The organism is Alteromonas sp. ABH4_453, assembly GCF_056160665.1.
Genome location: NZ_JBSWXP010000004.1, coordinates 266,224 through 285,498, shown reverse-complemented (window position 1 = coordinate 285,498; position 19,275 = coordinate 266,224). Strand labels below are relative to the sequence as shown.

13 protein-coding genes and 1 other RNA gene are annotated in these 19,275 nt (G+C 45.0%); 6 read left to right on the top strand and 8 right to left on the bottom strand.

What is annotated here, in order from left to right; genetic code table 11:
* Positions 1-113: 113 nt before the first annotated feature.
* Entirely contained in the window at positions 114-563 is a 450-nt protein-coding gene (locus ACXAGV_RS09990; RefSeq protein ID WP_474873120.1) for a hypothetical protein, read from the top strand.
* An 85-nt stretch (positions 564-648) separates the two neighbouring features.
* On the opposite strand, the gene ACXAGV_RS09985 is transcribed toward ACXAGV_RS09990, so the two are convergent.
* From ACXAGV_RS09985 to tkt, 4 genes are all read right to left on the bottom strand, one after another.
* Positions 649-1,548, bottom strand: coding sequence for a fructose bisphosphate aldolase (locus tag ACXAGV_RS09985; RefSeq protein WP_474873119.1), 900 nt, complete (start codon positions 1,546-1,548; stop codon positions 649-651).
* 321 nt (positions 1,549-1,869) lie between these two features.
* Positions 1,870-3,045 (bottom strand): phosphoglycerate kinase, encoded by a 1,176-nt coding sequence (locus tag ACXAGV_RS09980; protein WP_474833770.1) that lies wholly within the window; start codon positions 3,043-3,045, stop codon positions 1,870-1,872.
* A gap of 109 nt (positions 3,046-3,154) precedes the next feature.
* Entirely contained in the window at positions 3,155-4,165 is a 1,011-nt protein-coding gene (gene epd / locus ACXAGV_RS09975) for an erythrose-4-phosphate dehydrogenase (RefSeq protein WP_474873118.1), read from the bottom strand.
* Positions 4,166-4,183: 18 nt separating this feature from the next.
* A complete protein-coding gene (gene tkt, locus ACXAGV_RS09970) occupies positions 4,184-6,175 on the bottom strand; it encodes a transketolase (RefSeq protein ID WP_474873117.1) in 1,992 nt (663 codons plus the stop codon).
* A gap of 405 nt (positions 6,176-6,580) precedes the next feature.
* Here tkt and metK point away from each other — a divergent pair, with 405 nt between their 5' ends.
* Entirely contained in the window at positions 6,581-7,726 is a 1,146-nt protein-coding gene (gene metK / locus ACXAGV_RS09965) for a methionine adenosyltransferase (RefSeq protein ID WP_474873116.1), read from the top strand.
* A gap of 251 nt (positions 7,727-7,977) precedes the next feature.
* Entirely contained in the window at positions 7,978-8,448 is a 471-nt protein-coding gene (locus tag ACXAGV_RS09960; RefSeq protein ID WP_474873115.1) for a hypothetical protein, read from the top strand.
* A gap of 138 nt (positions 8,449-8,586) precedes the next feature.
* Here ACXAGV_RS09960 and ACXAGV_RS09955 read toward each other — a convergent pair whose 3' ends face one another.
* Positions 8,587-9,090 carry a 3'-5' exonuclease gene (locus ACXAGV_RS09955; RefSeq protein ID WP_474873114.1) on the bottom strand — a complete coding sequence of 168 codons (504 nt, stop codon included), beginning with the start codon at positions 9,088-9,090 and terminating at the stop codon, positions 8,587-8,589.
* Between the two features lie 318 nt (positions 9,091-9,408).
* Between ACXAGV_RS09955 and ACXAGV_RS09950 the strand changes: the two genes are divergently transcribed.
* Positions 9,409-10,587: an ABC transporter substrate-binding protein gene (locus tag ACXAGV_RS09950; protein WP_474873113.1), complete on the top strand. Its 1,179-nt coding sequence runs from the start codon at positions 9,409-9,411 to the stop codon at positions 10,585-10,587.
* 14 nt (positions 10,588-10,601) lie between these two features.
* Positions 10,602-13,457 carry a hybrid sensor histidine kinase/response regulator gene (locus tag ACXAGV_RS09945; protein WP_474873112.1) on the top strand — a complete coding sequence of 952 codons (2,856 nt, stop codon included), beginning with the start codon at positions 10,602-10,604 and terminating at the stop codon, positions 13,455-13,457.
* A gap of 8 nt (positions 13,458-13,465) precedes the next feature.
* Here ACXAGV_RS09945 and ACXAGV_RS09940 read toward each other — a convergent pair whose 3' ends face one another.
* Entirely contained in the window at positions 13,466-14,410 is a 945-nt protein-coding gene (locus ACXAGV_RS09940) for a DMT family transporter (RefSeq protein WP_474873111.1), read from the bottom strand.
* 320 nt (positions 14,411-14,730) lie between these two features.
* Here ACXAGV_RS09940 and ACXAGV_RS09935 point away from each other — a divergent pair, with 320 nt between their 5' ends.
* Positions 14,731-17,127 carry a TonB-dependent receptor gene (locus tag ACXAGV_RS09935; RefSeq protein ID WP_474873110.1) on the top strand — a complete coding sequence of 799 codons (2,397 nt, stop codon included), beginning with the start codon at positions 14,731-14,733 and terminating at the stop codon, positions 17,125-17,127.
* A 142-nt stretch (positions 17,128-17,269) separates the two neighbouring features.
* Here the strand turns inward: ACXAGV_RS09935 and rnpB are convergent.
* Both rnpB and ACXAGV_RS09925 read right to left on the bottom strand, forming a co-directional pair.
* Positions 17,270-17,620: RNase P RNA component class A (rnpB, locus tag ACXAGV_RS09930), an RNA gene on the bottom strand.
* Between the two features lie 37 nt (positions 17,621-17,657).
* Complete coding sequence (locus ACXAGV_RS09925; protein WP_474873109.1) at positions 17,658-19,121, bottom strand: potassium/proton antiporter; 1,464 nt, start codon at positions 19,119-19,121, stop codon at positions 17,658-17,660.
* Between the last annotated feature and the right edge of the window lie 154 nt (positions 19,122-19,275).

Sequence of the window (19,275 nt, the reverse complement as noted above, 5' to 3'; positions counted from 1 at the left end):
AATGCCTTCTGAGAGAGCAGTGAACTATGCGGATTGGCATTAATTATCCTTATGGTTAGTTGCACAAAAACGTCAGAATGCTAACTTTTATACATGGCAAAAAGGTATTAACCATGAATAATCCACACGGCGAATTTGAAAGTACAGCTAATGGTCAGTTGCTGATGTTCACAGCGCGCGGCCCATGGAATGATGAAACCTTGAAAAATGGCGTGATTAAGATGTCGTCCGATATCTCCACATTCGAGCAAGGTAAACCATGGACGCAGTTAAGTTGTCTTTATGGTGAAAGCCTGATGCCTCCTTCCGCCTTTGATATTTTTGTTAAGCAAACACGGATAAGGAAAGCCCGTGGCCTGTCATTTCTTGCTGTGGTGATACTAGATACCGACATTATGCTGACAACTAAGCAGCAGGTTTCTCAGTGTTATAACACTGCTGAGGTTCCTTACTGCTTTTACAATTCTGTACAAGATGCTTTAAATGCCCTGACAGATAAGGGCTATAGCTATAACAGAGACGAAGCAGAACGCTTCTTTACCCGTTTTGACTTTACGCGGTAATAAAGCATACAAAACTGACGAAAACAAAAAGAGCGCCAGTGGCGCTCTAACGAGTTTACAAAGAATATTGTACCAACGCTTTTTACTACGCCTTAGATGCTTGGTAGATACCTTCAATTGCAGTATCTAGCGTTGCTTCAAACTCTTCTTGAGATTGCTGTGCTGATACACCTTCGGTTAAAGCACGAGAGAAGCTCGCGATCATGCCTTGGTTTTCCGCCAGTTTTGCGTTTGCGTCATCACGGCTGTAGCCGCCGGAAAGTGCAACAACTTTAAGTACGCGAGGATGGTCAACAAGCTCTTTATAGAAGTTTGCTTCTGTGGGTAGCGTTAGCTTCAGCATGACTTCCTGACCTTCGTTTAGCAGATTAAGCTGGGTCAAAATCTCTAGCTTAAGTAATGCTTCTGCTTCCGCTTTTTGTGGACTGTGAATATCCACTTCTGGCTCAATGATTGGAACAAGGCCCGCGGCTAAAATTTGCTTACCCACTTCAAATTGCTGAGCAACAACGTCTTTAATACCTTGGTGATTAGCAAGCTTAACAACACTGCGCATTTTAGTGCCAAATACATCTTGCGCCACCGCTTTAGCTAGCAGTGCATCAAGACCAGGCATTGGCTTCATTACCTGCACGCCGTTGCTTTCTTCAGCTAATCCTTTATCTACCTTTAGGAACGGAATTACGCGTTTCTTCTGCCATAAGAAATGTGCAGAAGACATGCCTTCAATTTCTCTATCAAGGGTGTTTTCAAACAAGATTGCGCCAAGAACGCGCTCGCCGCTGAAAGGGGTGCTGGTGATAATGCGTGTACGCATTTCGTGAACAAGATTGAACATCTCTTTGTCTGAGCTATATTCAGACTCTTCGATGCCGTATAAGCGTAACGCTTTAGGGGTACTACCGCCGCTTTGGTCTAACGCTGCAATAAAACCGGTTTGCGTTTTCAGTTTATCCAACATTGCCTGCTGAGCTTGTGATGCCATTGCAACACTCCTTTTGTATATTACTGCCTTAATAGACAGGTGTAGGGTTTATTGTTATACCAATTCTATTAAAGATCTGTTTGTCTCAGACTCGGCACGCCGACACCTAAAGTAAACACATCTGTAATAAGATTGGTATTTATGCCTGCGCACTTCACTGTTTCGCAGGTGTAATCGTTTCCGATTAAATGGTCACGCTCAAAAATGCTGTTACTGAGCGTGACACATGTTGGGGCAACTTTGCACTAGGCCTTAGCTTTCATGAGCTTCTATGAACTCTTATGCGCTATAGAACGCTGCTTCAATATGCAGCGCTTAGGCTTATTTATTTTTTTCTTCTAGTACTGCTACCGCTGGTAGTGTTTTACCTTCCAAGAATTCAAGGAACGCGCCACCACCTGTTGAAATATACGAAACTTTATCGGCAATTCCGTATTTATCAACGGCTGCTAGTGTATCACCACCACCTGCGATTGAGAATGCATCGCTCGCTGCAATCGCTTCAGATAGCGCTTTTGTACCGGCACTGAACTGTTCAAATTCAAATACGCCTACAGGACCATTCCATACGATAGTTCCTGCGTTTTTAATAATGTCTTCTAACGCCTTAGATGAGTCTGGGCCGATATCAAAAATCATATCGTCGTCGGCAACGTCACTCACTACTTTAAGCGTCGCTTCAGTATTCTCATCAAACGCTTTACCCACTACAACATCTGTTGGCACTGGAATATTGCCGCCATTCGCCTGCGCTTCATTCATAAGCTGCGTAGCTTGCTCGGTAAGGTCCATCTCTACTAGTGACTTACCCACATTATGGCCCTGTGCCGCGATAAACGTATTAGCGATACCACCGCCAACAATCAGCTGGTCAACTTTTTCAGCTAGTGTTTTTAGTACGGTTAGCTTGGTCGATACTTTTGAACCACCAACAATAGCAACCATTGGGCGCTTAGGGTTATCCAGCGCTTTACCCAGTGCATCTAATTCAGCGGCAAGTAATGGGCCAGCACAGGCTTTTGGCGCAAATTTAGCAACGCCATGAGTAGACGCTTGTGCACGGTGAGCGGTGCCAAAGGCATCCATAACGAAAATATCGCAAAGTGCTGCGTACTGTTTCGCTAACGTCTCGTCGTCCTTCTTTTCGCCGTTATTAAAACGTACGTTTTCAAGGATAACCAATTCGCCTTCGCTAAGCTCAACACCGTCTAGGTAGTCTTTCACAAGCTTAACCGGTACGTCTAGGGCATCGTTAAGGTAATCAACAACAGGTTGAAGAGAAAACTCATCCGCAGGCTCGCCTTCAGTAGGACGGCCAAGGTGAGACATCACCATAACTGCCGCACCAGCTTCTAGGGCTGCTTTAATCGTAGGGATTGATGCTTTGATACGGGCATCAGAAGTTACTTTGCCGTCTTTTACCGGCACATTTAAGTCTTGTCTAATTAGTACGCGCTGACCTTGTAGGGCCATATCGCTCATGCTTGGAATTGCCATCGTCTTTCCTATGTTAATTTAAATTCAGCAGAGCATGCGTTAAAAGCACGCTCAAATTAACTGTGAAAGCTGCGCGGGCTGTGCTACCAGCCCTGGCAGCATCAATGCGTTATTTTGCGTCGAACATCACTTTAGCTGTGTCGAGCATACGGTTTGCAAAACCCCATTCGTTATCACACCACACCAGTGTTTTAACCAGTTGTTTGTGACTAACTCTTGTTTGTGTGCCATCTACAATACACGAGTGAGGGTCATGATTGAAATCTACCGACACCAAAGGCTCTTCGGTGTAATCCAAAATGCCCTGTAAACGCCCCGCTTTTGCATTGCGAAGGGCTTGGTTTACTTGCTCAATCGTTACCTTAGATTGAAGCGTTACGCTTAAATCCATGGCAGTAACATTAATAGTAGGTACGCGAACCGCAATGGCTTCAAACTTACCCGCAAACTTAGGCAGAATACGCTCTATACCGGCAGCAAGTCGGGTATCAACGGGAATAATTGACTGACTTGCAGCACGGGTTCTGCGCAAATCTTCGTGATAGGCGTCGATAACCTGCTGGTCGTGCATAGACGCGTGAATGGTTGTGATCGTACCACTTTCAACACCGAACGCAGCGTCTAGTGCTTGGATAACAGGAACAATGCAGTTTGTGGTACAAGAGCCGTTAGAGACTAATTTTTGTTCACTGGTCAACGTGTCTTCGTTGGTTCCAAAAATGACTGTATTGTCTAAATCTGGTGAACCGGGAGATGAGAACAGCACTTGGCCAGCGCCTGCATCTAAATGTGCTTGCCCCGACGCTCTGTCATCAAATTTACCCGTACACTCAAGCACAATATCAATGCCTAAGTTTTTCCACGGTAGGTCTTTAATATCGCTTATCGCGAGCAGTGTAATATCGTCGCCTGCCACATTAAGCGTGTTGTTTTTTAAGGCCACATCAAAACGGAACCGCCCGTGGGCGGTATCGTATTTAAGTAAATGTGCAATGCCTTCGGGTTTAGCAATGTCGTTAATAGCCACTACGTTAAATTCGTTGTTGCGCCCGCTTTCATAAAGCGCACGCAACACGTTGCGACCAATGCGACCAAACCCATTTATGGCAATATTTACCATAGGCTTATCTATTACCTCTTACAGAGACAGTGCAGCCTCTACTACAGCGTCAGTGGTAATGTTGAAGTGCTTAAACAAATCGCCAGCAGGCGCAGACTCACCAAAGGTGTCCATGCCCACGATAGCGCCATTGAAGCCAACGTACTTATACCAGCTGTCTTTAGACAGCGCTTCTACCGCTACCCGTTTAACAACGCTAGAAGGCAATACGCTTTCACGGTAATCAGCAGACTGACGGTCGAATACGTCAGTTGATGGCATAGACACTACGCGAACGGCCTTACCCTGCTCGGTTAATTTTTCTGCTGCTTCAACGGCTAGCTGAACCTCAGAACCAGTACCAATAAGAATAAGCTCTGGCGTGCCTTCGCAGTCTTTAAGTACGTAACCGCCTTTCGCGATATCAGCCACTTGTTGAGCCGTTCTTTCTTGCTGCGCTAAGCCTTGACGCGTGAAGATAAGCGTTGTTGGGCCGTCAGTGCGCTCAATAGCAGACTTCCACGACACAGCAGACTCAACCTGATCACAAGGGCGCCAGTTATCAAGGTTAGGCGTTGCTCGTAGCGCTACCACCTGCTCTACCGGCTGGTGAGTTGGGCCGTCTTCACCTAGACCAATTGAATCGTGGGTGTAAACGAAAATTGCAGGCTGCTTCATTAGTGCGGCCATACGTACCGCATTACGTGCATATTCCATAAACATTAGGAAGGTTGCACCGTATGCCTTGAAGCCACCGTGAAGAGCAATACCATTCATCATGGCCGACATACCAAATTCACGTACACCGTAATAAATGTAGTTACCTGATGCATCGTTTGCTTCAACGCCTTTGCTACCTTCCCAAATGGTAAGGTTAGAACCAGCAAGGTCGGCAGAGCCGCCCAATAGTTCAGGAAGTAACGGACCAAACGCATTTAATGCATTTTGCGACGCTTTACGTGAAGCAATGTTTTGTGGGTTAGCTTGAAGTTCAGCGATGATAGCGTCTGCTTTGTCGCTGAAATCTGCAGGTAGTTCGCCATTAACACGACGTTTGAATTCTGCTGCAAGCTCTGGGTAGGCGGCTTCGTATGCTGCGAAAGCATCATTCCACGCGCTTTCCTCTTTTGAGCCTTTCTCTTTGCCATCCCAACCTGCGTAAATATCGTCAGGAATTTCGAACGCGCCGTGGCTCCAGCCAAGCTTCTCGCGAGTAGCAACAATTTCGTCATCACCTAGTGGTGCACCGTGACAAGACTCGGTACCTTCTTTATTGGGCGAACCGAAACCAATGGTAGTTTTACAACAAATAAGCGTAGGCTGCGCAGTATTCGCCTGTGCCTTTTCAATGGCGGCTTTTACTTGCTCTGCATCGTGACCGTCAACACCGTCAATAACTTCCCAACCGTAGCTCTTGAAGCGTGCTGGCGTATCGTCAGTGAACCAACCTTCCACTTCACCATCAATTGAAATGCCGTTGTCATCCCAAAATGCGATAAGCTTACCAAGGCCTAGTGTACCAGCTAGTGAACATGTCTCGTGTGAGATACCTTCCATTAGGCAGCCGTCGCCTAAGAATGCGTAGGTGTGATGGTCAACAATGTTGTGACCGTCGCGGTTAAATTGTGCCGCCAATACTTTTTCAGCAAGCGCCATACCCACAGCATTACTGATACCTTGGCCTAATGGGCCAGTGGTCGTTTCAACGCCTGGCGCATAACCGTACTCTGGGTGACCTGGCGTTTTTGAATGCAATTGGCGGAAGTTCTTCAGCTCTTCAATAGGCAGTTCATAGCCTGAAAGGTGGAGAAGAGAGTACAACAGCATCGAGCCGTGACCATTTGAAAGCACAAAGCGATCGCGGTTAGCCCAAGACGGGTTTGCTGGGTTGTGTGATAAGAAATCACCCCATAGTACCTGTGCGATATCAGCCATCCCCATTGGGGCACCTGGGTGACCAGATTTAGCTTGTTGAACGGCGTCCATACTTAATGCACGGATTGCATTGGCGAGTTCACGACGAGAGGGCATGTTGTCTCCTGATTTATTTTGTATCTTTTGTTTCGTATCTTAGCGGGCTAGCAGAGCTAGACGAGCGTAGAGATAAGGCGTTTGCTCTACTTCTTTATACGATTGAATGTGGCGTTATTCTTACCTATGCCACCTAACAGTTCAATGAGTTTTCATTGCCAATAGCGAAAGTAATAGTAAAAAATGGTCTATACGCTCACCAATGCGTATTAGCACGGTAATAAAAACTCTCTTACCTTTGCCTAAGTCTTTTTATTTTATACAAATAACCTTAATACTGATCGGGTTATGTCAACATTTCGTAACAAAGAGACTTTTAGACGTCTAGAAGTAAAGACTGGTATTTATAACTTGTTTTAGTACAATATACGACTATTTTGATAATTTAACGCTTACGGAGCATTTATGGCCACGCATTTATTCACATCCGAGTCAGTGTCTGAAGGACATCCGGACAAAATTGCTGATCAGATCTCAGATGCGGTTCTTGACGCTATTTTAGAACAAGATCCTCGCGCTCGGGTGGCCTGCGAAACGTATGTAAAAACCGGTATGGTTTTAGTAGGTGGTGAAGTCACCACTTCTGCATGGGTAGACATTGAAGAACTTACCCGAAAAACTGTTAAAGAAATTGGCTACACGCACTCAGATATGGGCTTTGACGCCGATTCATGTGCTGTATTAAACGCAATTGGTAAACAGTCTCCTGACATCAATCAAGGTGTTGACCGCGCAAGCTTAGAAGAACAAGGTGCAGGTGACCAAGGTCTGATGTTTGGTTACGCGAGCGACGAAACTGATGTATTAATGCCGGCGCCTATCACGTACTCTCACCGCCTAGTTCAAAAACAAGCGGAAGTACGTAAATCTGGCAAACTAGACTGGTTGCGTCCAGATGCAAAAAGCCAAATCACTTTTAAATACGAAAACGACAAGCCAGTAGGCATTGATGCTGTTGTACTTTCTACCCAACACTGCGATTCAGTAAGCACTGAAACAGTACGTGAAGCGGTAATGGAAGAAATCATCAAGCCTGTGCTTCCAAGCGAGTGGATAGATGGCAATACGCGTTTTCACATCAATCCAACGGGGCGATTTGTAATCGGTGGTCCAATGGGCGACTGTGGCTTAACAGGTCGTAAAATTATCGTAGATACATACGGCGGTATGGCTAGACACGGCGGCGGCGCGTTCTCAGGCAAAGATCCATCAAAGGTTGACCGCAGCGCAGCATACGCGGGCCGTTATGTTGCTAAGAACATTGTGGCAGCAGGTCTTGCTAAGCGCTGTGAAATTCAAGTGTCTTACGCCATCGGTGTGGCAGAGCCGACGTCTATCAGCATCGATACCTTTGGAACTGGCGTTGTAGATGAGAAAACACTCGTTGCACTAGTGCGCGAACACTTTGATTTACGTCCTTACGGCCTTATCCAAATGCTAAACCTTGAGCGCCCAATTTATCGCCCAACAGCTGCATACGGTCACTTTGGTCGTAACGAATTCCCATGGGAAGCAACAGATAAAGCAGATGCGTTAAAAGCATCGGTCTAATTCGACAATCAAGTAATGCTTCTATACACGCCGTTCAGTTTTTATAACGCTTGGGTTTTAAGTGGTTATACAAACTAGCGGCGTTTTCTATTTAGGCTTTGCTAACTAGCTAAATCAACGAATTAAATAAGAAACAGCAAAGAATATTTCCATCATTTATTTTTTGCGGCTATGATTAAATAACGAACACACTGTTGCTTGTAGTTTCTTGTTGTTTTACAAGCCAAGATAACAACACCTTGGACTCTTCCATGAATGTGGTTACTGGTACTCTCATAGCGCTCACGCTGGCTGTCTCGCTGACTGCTTTACCTGTATTCGCGGGTAACAATAATAGTAATTACAGCCCAATCCAATTTAAAAGCAAAAAGATAGCTCGCTGGCAGTTAAACAGTACATATCGCGTTCAATCTACAACTGAAACCTTCTTATACGACAACAGCTATACTTACCCAGCAGGATCACAAGGCATGTTCAGCGCCAGCCGACGGTTTGACACATGGATTCCACAAAAGGTTTATGCGACCTATAAAACGAACAACACCGCCTTTCAACATTATGCTGAGTGGCTTTATTTACCTCACGATATCGGTACGTTTACCCGTTTAGGCTGGCTACTTGGCAAAAACAAAGGTCTAAATATGGCTGTAGAAATAGAGCATAGACAAGTGGGGGAAGAAGAAAACATGGCCCTTTCTTTGGGAGTGAACTACCTGTTCTGATGAACTGTTAGCTTCCCGCTAACAATGGTCGTCATATACTTGCTGTCCGAGTTCATTTAAGCCACTACTGCACTATCAACCTTTCCTAAGAAACGTTCCTGCTCTTTCTGAGTAGGCAATTATCTATGCGATTTGGTATTACCCTTGCGTGAGTTCAATGGTTCTCGCGTAAGTTTGTTGAATAATCATCGCATCTGAACTTGCTCTATGGCGCTTAACATCATTCTCGGCTACAAGGCTATTTTTTACATCGTGCCATTTTTCCATTTGAGGCTCGGTTAAAATATATTCAAGAGCGCGGCAGGTGAAAGACATGTCGACGTTCGCTGCAGCGTAAAGCTTAATAAGCCAAGGGTTATCCACTACCCATCCGTCGCTGTACACTATCGTGTTTCCTAAAAAATTATTAAGCTCAACACACACTTTATAAGGGTCCTCACCTCGTGCTTGCAGCATCTGCTGAGAAATGCCATGTAGCGACTCAGCTTGCGAGTCCCAATGCACCCAAGAGGAAAATGGTCTAAGCAATTTGCACCACTTTGCACCATCATAGCGCACAATGCCAATCTCTATAGGATAACTCGCTGCCCCAAAACCACTTGCTTCCACATCTATTATTGTCGGCAGTGTTGTATTTCGCACTTATACTCCAAACTACTGTTCTCCTTAATGTGTGTCAGTAAAAGAAGATACCTTTCACATTGGTACAGAAAAATTTTTTAAACAACTGTTTCGGGCGCTATTTTAGCCCCCTCACAAAACAACCACTCAACTTTACACCTCTAACGCAATAGCAGAATCGTGCCACATTGCTATCTATCCGACTAAACTGAATACGGTGTTAAAAAGGAGGAATTGTTCATAAAAAACGCAAATTTATACTAAAGGATAATACGTAAATGACAAAACGCTTAGCGCATTGCTATACACTTTCAGGGTAATCAATCAGGTAGCTAAACCATGCGTGCAAATCTTTTTCTATCAGCGCTCTTCTGCTTTTTTTCTCTTTTTAATTCGTGCCTAGCTGACAACAACCAAGCACCTTTAATTATCGGTATAGATGCCGACCTTTCAGCGGTAGCGGTTGAGGGAGGTATTGCTATTACTCGAGGCGTCGAGCTAGCCGTAGAAGAAATTAACGAAAAGGGCGGGATTCTCGGGCGTAAGCTTTCAGTGATTGTCAAAGACCATCGAGGTAACCCAGCTCGCGGCATATTCAATATTGAACAGTTCGCCCAAATGCCCAACCTGCTAGCCGTAGTTGGTGGAGTTCACACCCCTGTCGTTCTAGCCGAAATAGATATTTTACATGCCAAAAATGTGCTGATGCTGGTACCGTGGGCCGCTGGCACACCAATTATTGATAACCAGCATTTTCCTAATAACGTCTTTCGAGTTTCAGTTCGTGACGCTGAGGCTGCATCGGTACTTATTGATTATGTAAAAACTAGGGGGCTGTCTAACATTGCTTTGGTGCTTGAACGCACAGCCTGGGGGCGCTCTAATCTAGAATCGTTAACTCAAGCTGCGCAAGTACATGGCGTAAATATCAGTGCAACTCACTGGATAAATTGGCAGCAAAAAGATTTTTCCGAAGATGCCGCTGCAATTAAAAATTCAAAAGCTGACGGTGTCATATTGGTCACGAACGTACCTGAAGGTACGGTTGTCGTCGACGCTTTGGCTGAGAAAGGGTTGAGTTCGCTTCCGGTTGCTTCCCATTGGGGTATTGCTTCAGGTCAGTTTGCATCTCGATTAGCTAACCCAATTAGCGAGTACGATATTTCAGTCCTTCAAACGTTTCACTTCGACCATCAAAAAAACAACAAAGCTAAACAGCTTTTAGAGGCCTACTATAATAAATATGGGTTAATCGATGCTGCAGCCATTGACGGTGTCACAGGGTTAGCGCATGCGTATGATTTAATTCATTTAATTGCCATTGCTGCCGATAAAGCAGGAAGTACAGATATTGAGGCGCTGCGTGGCGCCCTCGAATCACTTGAAAACATCCAGGGTGCAGTGAAATACTACGAGGCCCCATTTACAAAAGAACGGCATGATGCGCTTTGGTCAAAGGATTATTTTATGACAAATTTTAACGATAAAGGCCACTTGGTCACAGTAGGCGATAAATAATGCAGCAGGAACATATGAGACTACGTTCTCTTTTGCTATCAAGCATGCTCCCTAGGCTGGCATTGTTAATCACAGTACTTTCCATCACGCTCTTTGCGCTGTCTTTTCACTTTATCGTTAAGCAAACTGACCACCTCCAACAGCAATCAGTGAAAGGGTTAGAGCAAGACATCAATTTCATTGTTAGTGATACAACGCGTCAGCTAGCAGATTTAGCAGCTAACGACATAATCATCAATTCGCTGGTAGATATAGAACAGCGGGACAACTACCTTCCTATGTTTTTTCGCTCTTTGAATCTTACCCAAGCAAAGAGTGTTGAATTTGCGCTGTTTGATTTTGCTGGAAAGCAGGTTATTGATAAAAATTGGAGTGCGGCGCTTCCTGAGTCGTTAAGTAATGCGTGGCGCCAGCAAACCTTGGGTTCATCAAATACGTTTTTTTCTGTATCACAGCATGGTGTAGTCATTAGCGTTCCTGTCTTACTAAACGGCGTCTCTGAAGGTGCCCTTGTGATGTACGTTGACAGCCTTCAATCATTACTTGCGCCATATCCACGCCTCACAAATCAGTTAGTCACTGATGTTAACGGAAATGTTCTGTTTAGCAGTGAGCCCTCACTCATTGCTCCAAGTTCATACTTTTCAAACTTTAATCAAAGTGGCTATTCTATTAAGCAAACGAGTTGGAAGAACTTGCAGTTATATAGCGTAAAACCAACGATTACTGCATACAGAGAGATGGCTTGGACAGGTATCGTTTTAGTTTCAATGATAGTGGGGTTTATCTTCATCATATTACATATGGTGAAGATGACCGGCACCTTGGCAGAGCGCACGCTTTCAACGCTGTACAAGGATATTAAAAATCAACTTACCAGCAAAAAAGCAGCATCTCTTCCAAATGACCAACCAATAGAGGCCAAGGAACTGGCAGCCATCAGAGCCGCTTTTGATAAGCTTATTTGGGACTTAACAGAAGTGTCGCTGTCTAACGAACAATTTTCGAATGTATTGGAGTCGATGGGCGATATGTTGGTGGTAGTCGACAAGAATCAGGACATCCTGCTTGCAAATAAGCGCTTCGAAGGTTTTTGCGACGACCAATACGGCGAAAAAAATTCAATCCTAAAACTCATAGTACGAAAGCTAGCAGAGAAGCAGAGCGATGAGCTTACGCATTTTTCAGTAACCACAGGCAAAGAGCGTTACATTCGATGGACGAAGGCATCGTTAGCCGATGCTACGGGTAACATTCGTGGCAACATATATGTTGGAAGTGATGTTACCGAACAGCGCGTGTTAGAAAGCCATGTGAACGTGCTCACCCATGCGATGGATGAAGCAACGGTTTCAATTATTATTTCTGACGTTAAACGGGTCGGTCAGCCCGTTATTTATGTGAATAGCGCATTTGAGGAATTAACTGGCTACAATCGCAGTGAAATCATTGGGCACAACTGCCGCTCTATGCAGGGTGATGAGACCAGTAAACAAACTGTTGAGCAAATTCGCAATGCCATAGCAACGCGCGAGCCTATTGAAACAACGCTTATTAATTATAAAAAAGATGGGAGCCTTTTCTACAACAGATTAAATTTGACGCCAGTTAAAACGAACGGCGAAGTTACCCACTATATCGGTTTCCAACAAGATGTTACACAGCAAAAGCAAACTGAACAATTTCTTCAAGATGCAAAAGAGAAGGCAGAAGAGTCTGCTCGATTGAAATCTAGTTTCTTAGCTAGTATGAGTCATGAAATTCGCACACCTATTCACGGGATATCCGGCGTTTTACAGCTCATGGCTAACTCTGAGTTGACTGAAGAGCAGAAGCATTATCTTTCTTTGGCGAAGTTCAGCATTCAAGGCCTTCTGCATATTGTGAATGATATTTTGGACTTCTCTAAAATTGAAGCCGGTCAGTTACAAATTGAAGAGAACCCTTTCGACATTTTAGATTCACTTGAAAACCTTCAAAGTCAGTACGCCATCATGTGCCAAGAGAAAGGCCTTGAGCTACACTTCCACTTTGACTTACAAGGCTTCCACGTTGTCCAAGGTGATGATGTACGCTTCAGGCAAATTCTGTCGAACCTGTTAGGTAACGCCGTCAAGTTTACTGACGCTGGGCATATTGATGTTACGACTAGTATCAAGCAAAACGCTGACGATAGTCTTACACTTTTATGTAGTGTGAAAGACACGGGGATAGGTATTGCTCAAGAAAAACAAGCCACCATTTTCGAAGTCTTTACACAAGAAGACCTGTCTACTACCCGTAAGTTTGGTGGCACTGGACTTGGCTTATCAATAAGCAAGCAGCTTTGCGAACTCATGGGTGGTGATATAACTCTTGAAAGTGTCAAAGGCAACGGAAGTACGTTCTCTTTCACTATTTCACTTGAGCCTGCTGATGAGACGGTACTGAAGCCCGTGCACCATGCATCTGCTTTAACGCGAGAAAAAGGAAAGAAGCGCAAAGTCTTGATTGTCGAAGATAATGATATTAACCAAATTATCGTGAAACAGCACCTGAATAACCATACTACACTTAGCGCTAAATCTGGCTTAGAGGCATTAGAAGCATTGAATAAAATGAAAGTGACCTTTGATGTCATTTTGATGGATTGCCAAATGCCAGAAATGGATGGCTTTGAAGCAACAAAGCGCATTAGAAATGGTGAGGCAGGAGAGCGATACCTTAACGTGCCTATTATCGCACTCACTGCAAATGCGATGAAAGGTGACAAAGAGCGCTGTGTAAAAGTGGGTATGGATGACTATTTAAGTAAACCTTTCGACGCTGTTGATCTCATTGATAAAGTTGATCATTGGGCGAGTGTTGAAAGAAACAATGTAATAGTTTGAATATATCGCTACGCTGTCGCCTTTTGACGAGAGCGTTTTACAGCAAATGGAAATTTTATCGATTGGATTAAAAGGCAAAGACACACCAGCGTCATGCCAACCCACCCCACCGGTTTGAATACTTCACCAATTAGAAAAATAGCGAAAAGTGTCGCAACCAGTGGCTCAATTAACGTAATAAGCGTAGCTTTACTCGCTTCGGTGGTGCGAAGACCATAGCCAAATAGCAAATAACCAAGAAACATCGGCACCACAGCCATATAGAGTGAAACGCTAATGTGGATAGTGTTAGCAAACAAGTTTTGACCGGTAAACCAGAGAGAAGGCAACAGAGCGACTGCAGCGCAACCGAAAAGTCCGGCCATGGCAGATTTTGAATTTGCGCCAGCGTCAATGTGTTGCTTCGCAGCCCATGAGTATCCAGCGTAAGTTAAACCTGCAATTAAACCCAATATAACGCCGAACACCTGATCATCTTTAGATGCAGCCAAAGCCATTGCGTCATGTGCCTTGCCCATGGCTAACATGCCAATCCCAAACGCACCAAACACAAAACTAATAAACCATTTTAAAGACACGGGCTTTTTACTTAAAAAGTACTCTAAAAGCGCAGCGAAGAGTGGTGCACTGGCGATAGAAACCACTGTGCCTATGGCAACGCCTGACAAACGCATTGAGCTGTAAAAGGCCAGCGGATAAATTGCAACACATGCACTGCCAAACAGAAAAGTCAGTGGTGTAGAAAAAAGAATAGGTGCGTCCTTTACCAGTGATTTTCGGGCACTAACACAAAGCAATACACCGCCTATACCCATTGCAAAGGCACCGATTGCCAGCGGACTGATTTCTGGTGCGAACTGGGCGGCAGTACCTGTTGTCCCCCACAAAAAGCTTGCGATAACAATTGCTAGGCCCCCTTTTACTACATCGCTTGTATTCACTGCTTTTTCCACCTTATTTTTAATCCTTTTAGTTTTCGCACGTAGCTTTCATTACTCAACCACACGTGCCCTAAACGCCGACATTTTCTGTTTAGGGATGATACTTAGATTATTGCTTTTGTAATTAGTCAGATAGACGCTTCTTTTGACCTTTTAGACGCACATTCCCCACACACTCAGAATTAACACAAATCTTACAAACAAAATTCACGGCGCTAGATACAACAAAAAATGAAATATTTGTTTCGCAAGTTATGGAAATAACCAAACTTTTTTGCCACATTACGCCCTTGCCTGATAACAAAATAGAAACAACCAACCTGGATGGACTTATGTTTAAAATAGAAAAATCGTCGTTTAGACGAAGCACACTTAGCGTTGCAGTAATGGGGCTGCTTAGCTCCGGTGCAATGGCGCAGGACACACAACAAAAGGATGACAATGACTTTGAGCAGATCATAGTAACTGCAACAAAGCGTGCAGAATCCATTGAAGACATTCCTTTTTCAATCAACGCACAAACGCAGCGAGACTTTGAACGCAGCGGTGCAGGAAACTTAGAAGATGTAGCTAGAAACGTGGCGAGCGTCTCAATTCAAAACTTAGGACCAGGCCAAAGCCAAGTATCTATGCGTGGCGTTTCAGCGGGTCAAATTGTACGAGACCAACCAGGCGTTAAGGAGCAGGTCGGCGTATACCTCGATGAAAGCGTGATCTCGCTGTCTTTATTTACTCCAGATCTCGACCTTTTCGACCTTAACCGTATAGAAACCCTACGTGGACCGCAGGGTACACTTTTTGGATCTGGCTCTATCGGCGGTACTCTTCGTTATATTACCAACCAGCCTGAATTAGACACCTTTGAAGGTAAGTTTGAAGCTAATCTTAATAGTGTGACAGACGGTGGCGTGGGCGGTCACGTAAAAGGCATGGTAAACGTACCTATTTCCGACACCATTGCCATGCGCGCGGTGGTATACCGCACTGATTACGCAGGCTTTATAGATGCGTTAGGTGAAAACGGCGCGTTTAGCGAGGACGTTAATGACGGTGACAGAACTGGCGGAAGAGTAGCGTTTGTTATCGCACCCAACGATAAGCTCACCATAACGCCACGACTTATCTACCAAGAACTCGAGATGAACGGGTTTAACAGAGAAGAAGTCTATAACGTGTTTGCAAACCCTTACACTACGACACGCCCTGCTATTCAATTGGGTGAGCGCGAACAGTATCTGTTGCTTGAGGAAGGGTTTACTGATGAAACCTTGATAGCTGATGTAACTGCTGAATATCAAGCTGACGTTGCTGACTTTACCTTTGTTTATAGCTATACCGACCGCGATATTCTTGTAAGCCGTGATGCCAGCGCGCTTTCAGGCTCAGTAAGTATCGACTTAGGTTTTCCTGATGAAGCCGTATTATTACCGTCGAACCTATTAGACAGAACCGAAGTAGAGCAAGACACCTTTGAGCTTCGCGCCGCGTCTAATGGCGATGGCGCACTAGACTGGTTAGTTGGCGCTTTCTACTCTTCTACAGAGCGTGTTTACGACCAATCACTTCCTACCCCCGGCTATGATGCGTTTACCGACGCTACATTAGGTGAAGGCACGTCAGCAGCGGTTGCCAATGGCTTTGAAGCCGATTCGCCGTACAACGCCTACTTGCCTTACGACCTAAAGCAGCTTGCTGTGTTTGGTGAAGTTAACTATCAAGTGAACGATGACTTTAAAATGACCGTGGGCTCTCGTTTTTACGATTATGAAGAAGAGCGTCAGTTTATTTCCGGCGGCTTATTCGCCAACGGCGACAACCAAAGCGATTCCACAGAGTCAGACGGCTTCACATCACGTGTAATTGGTCAGTATAGCGTAAACGAAAACGTGAATTTAAATGCGCAAGTGTCGCAAGGCTTTAGGCTAGGCGGCGTTAACGATCCGCTAAACCGCAGCCTGTGTACCGACCAAGATGAAGCCATCTTTGGTTCGTTCCAAGACTATGACGATGAAAAGCTCACCAACTATGAGATTGGCATGAAGTCATCAGGTCGAGGCTGGACAGCTAACGTTTCAGCTTTCTATAACGATATCGAAGATCTTCAGGTTACATTGGATGCCGGTTCTTGCTCATCACGTGTATCATTTAACGTGCCTGACGCCCACACCCAAGGAATTGAATTTGAGCTTACACGTCAGTTTACTGATCAGCTCTTTTTCTCATTAACGGGTAGCATCATTGAAGCCGAGTTCGATTCAACCGTTGTTGACGGTGATGGTGCGGTGCTAGGTGGCGTTGAAGATGGCAACCGTTTGGCGTCAGTACCAGAAGAAAGCTTCGCTATCGCATTTACCTATGATTTAGCGCAACCTTTATTCTCTTCAAACAGCACCTATTTCCAAGGCTCTTACCAGTATGTTGGTGACCGTATAACCCAGCCTAGTGACCAAGTTGCGGGCGCAGGTATATTCACTTCAGGCCTTGCCTTTGGCGGTGCCACTGGTGCAGAAACAACGGAATTAGACTTGTTGTTAGACGACTACGGCACGCTTAATATGAGCTTTGGTCTTACCTACGATGACTATGAAATATTGCTGTATGCAAACAACCTGTTTGATGAAAACGCACAGCTTTCGTTTGATAGAGAACGTGGTGGACGTGCTCGACTTGGATTTACGGTGAACCAGCCTCGTACAGTAGGCGCGACGTTCCGCTATTTCTTCCAGTAACGAGCGATATATGTCTCTGCCTGAGGGAATGTCCCTTCAGGTAGAGGCTTCACCCGTATACGAGTAGCCTTCACCGACTTTAGGAAAAAGTTTCAACGATAAGCGGGACAATCAGAGCGCTTCGAAAAGCTATCTAAGAAAAGAGTGGAGTTGGCCGTAAGCCGGGTTCTGTCGTGGGCAACCATTCCTCTAGATCAGCAATCGCTCACTGATTCAAGCAACCTACCCGATCCCCATGCGGGCCACACGTTGAGGGATCCTATTTGGTCTTGCTCCGGGTGGAGTTTACCTTGCCACACTCTGTTACCAGAGGTGCGGTGCGCTCTTACCGCACCCTTTCAGCCTTACCGGCATGTAAACATGCTTAGGCGGTCTTCTCTCTGCTGCACTTGTCGTCGGCTCACGCCGCCCAGACGTTATCTGGCACCCTGCCCTTTGGAGCCCGGACTTTCCTCCCCTTTCTTACGAAAGCGGCGATTGCCTGGCCAACTCCGCGGCGCATTCTACATGAAGTGCCCTACAATAGCACCCTATTCCTGCTCGTTGTAAAAGCATTGCTCAACAGCATTTTTATCGAGCAGTTTGGTGATAATAAAAATTTGATCGCCCATTTCTATTTTAGTGCTTCCTTTGGGTATAAGGGTTTCTTCACCACGGGCAATCATCGCCACTACAGTATTGTCAGGAAGCGATAATTCACTAATAGTTTTATCTAGCGCCGGTGATAACTTAGAAACTTCTATTTCTATAAGCTCGCGCTTGCTCTTAGCGACTTTAACAATTTCCAGCGTACTCGACTCCTTTACTTCATCGTCCAACACTAAGCCTAACTTACGCGCCGCATAGGGTAAGGTGGAACCTTGCAATAAGGCGGAAATAAGCACGATAAAGAACACCACATTAAAAATGAGCTCGGCGTATGGCATGCCGAATATTAGCGGGAAAATAGCCAAAATAATCGGCACCGAACCGCGCAACCCTACCCATGATATGAGCAATGATGCCTTGAAAGAGAATTTTGAAAGCAACAAAATAGGCATAACCACCAGCGGACGGGCAATAAAAATAAGCACAAACGCAATGAGTAAGCCTTCTTTCCAGTTTACGAAAAGCTCAGTGGGTGTAACGAGCAAGCCGAGAATAACGAACATGGCAATTTGCCCAAGCCACGCCAAGCCGTCGAGAAATACAAAGGTGTTACGTTGATACGCAAAGCGGCTATTACCCACTATTACGCCCGTTATGAAAGTAGCCAGAAAACCGCTGCCATTTAAATTCGCAGCAAGGCCAAAAGATAATACACCAAATAACATAACAAAAACGGGATACAAACCTATCGCCATTAAGGTGACTCTTCTGAAAAGCCATACAGCAATACCGCCAATGGTAAAGCCCACTATCGCTCCCACACCCATTTGACTGGCAAATAAGGAAAGTAAGTCCACTGGCTTAGTGGTGCTGTCTTGAATAAGCGTTATAAGACCAATTGTGAGGAATATGGCCATAGGGTCGTTCGACGCACTTTCCAGCTCCAGCGTCGACTTAATCTTAGCGGGAATGCGTATACCAGCATTACGCAAAACAGAAAATACCGCAGCGGCGTCTGTCGACCCCACGATAGCGCCAAGCAATAAGCCTTTATAAAGCGGTAAATCGAGAATAACCATAGCAGCGATACCGGTGAGCACTGCCGTGCCCACTACGCCAAAGGTGGCGAGCAAAGCCGCTGGCTTCCACGCTTGAATTATAGACTTTTTAGATGTTTGAAGACCGCCATCAAATAGAATAAGAATAAGCGCAAATGTACCTATAGCATGCGCAGCATCGGCATTATCAAAGAAGATTCGGCCTATACCATCTTCACCAGCAAGCATACCTACACCAAGGAACAAAACTAAAACAGGTACGCCAAAACGCGGAGATAATTTGCTGGCCAGCACGCCCAAAATAGCAAGCACTGCGCTAAGTAAAATAATGTGATCAACTGCAAACATTATACGTTCCTTATTGCCCTTGATGCTCTCACGCAAATTATTCGGGTATGCGTGAATGCATCAAGGCTTCCTGTTAATACTGTTAACTTATCGCGTTTTTGTGTCAAAGTATTTAGAGACAAAAACGCGCCAAGGCATACGGGTTAAGGAACTT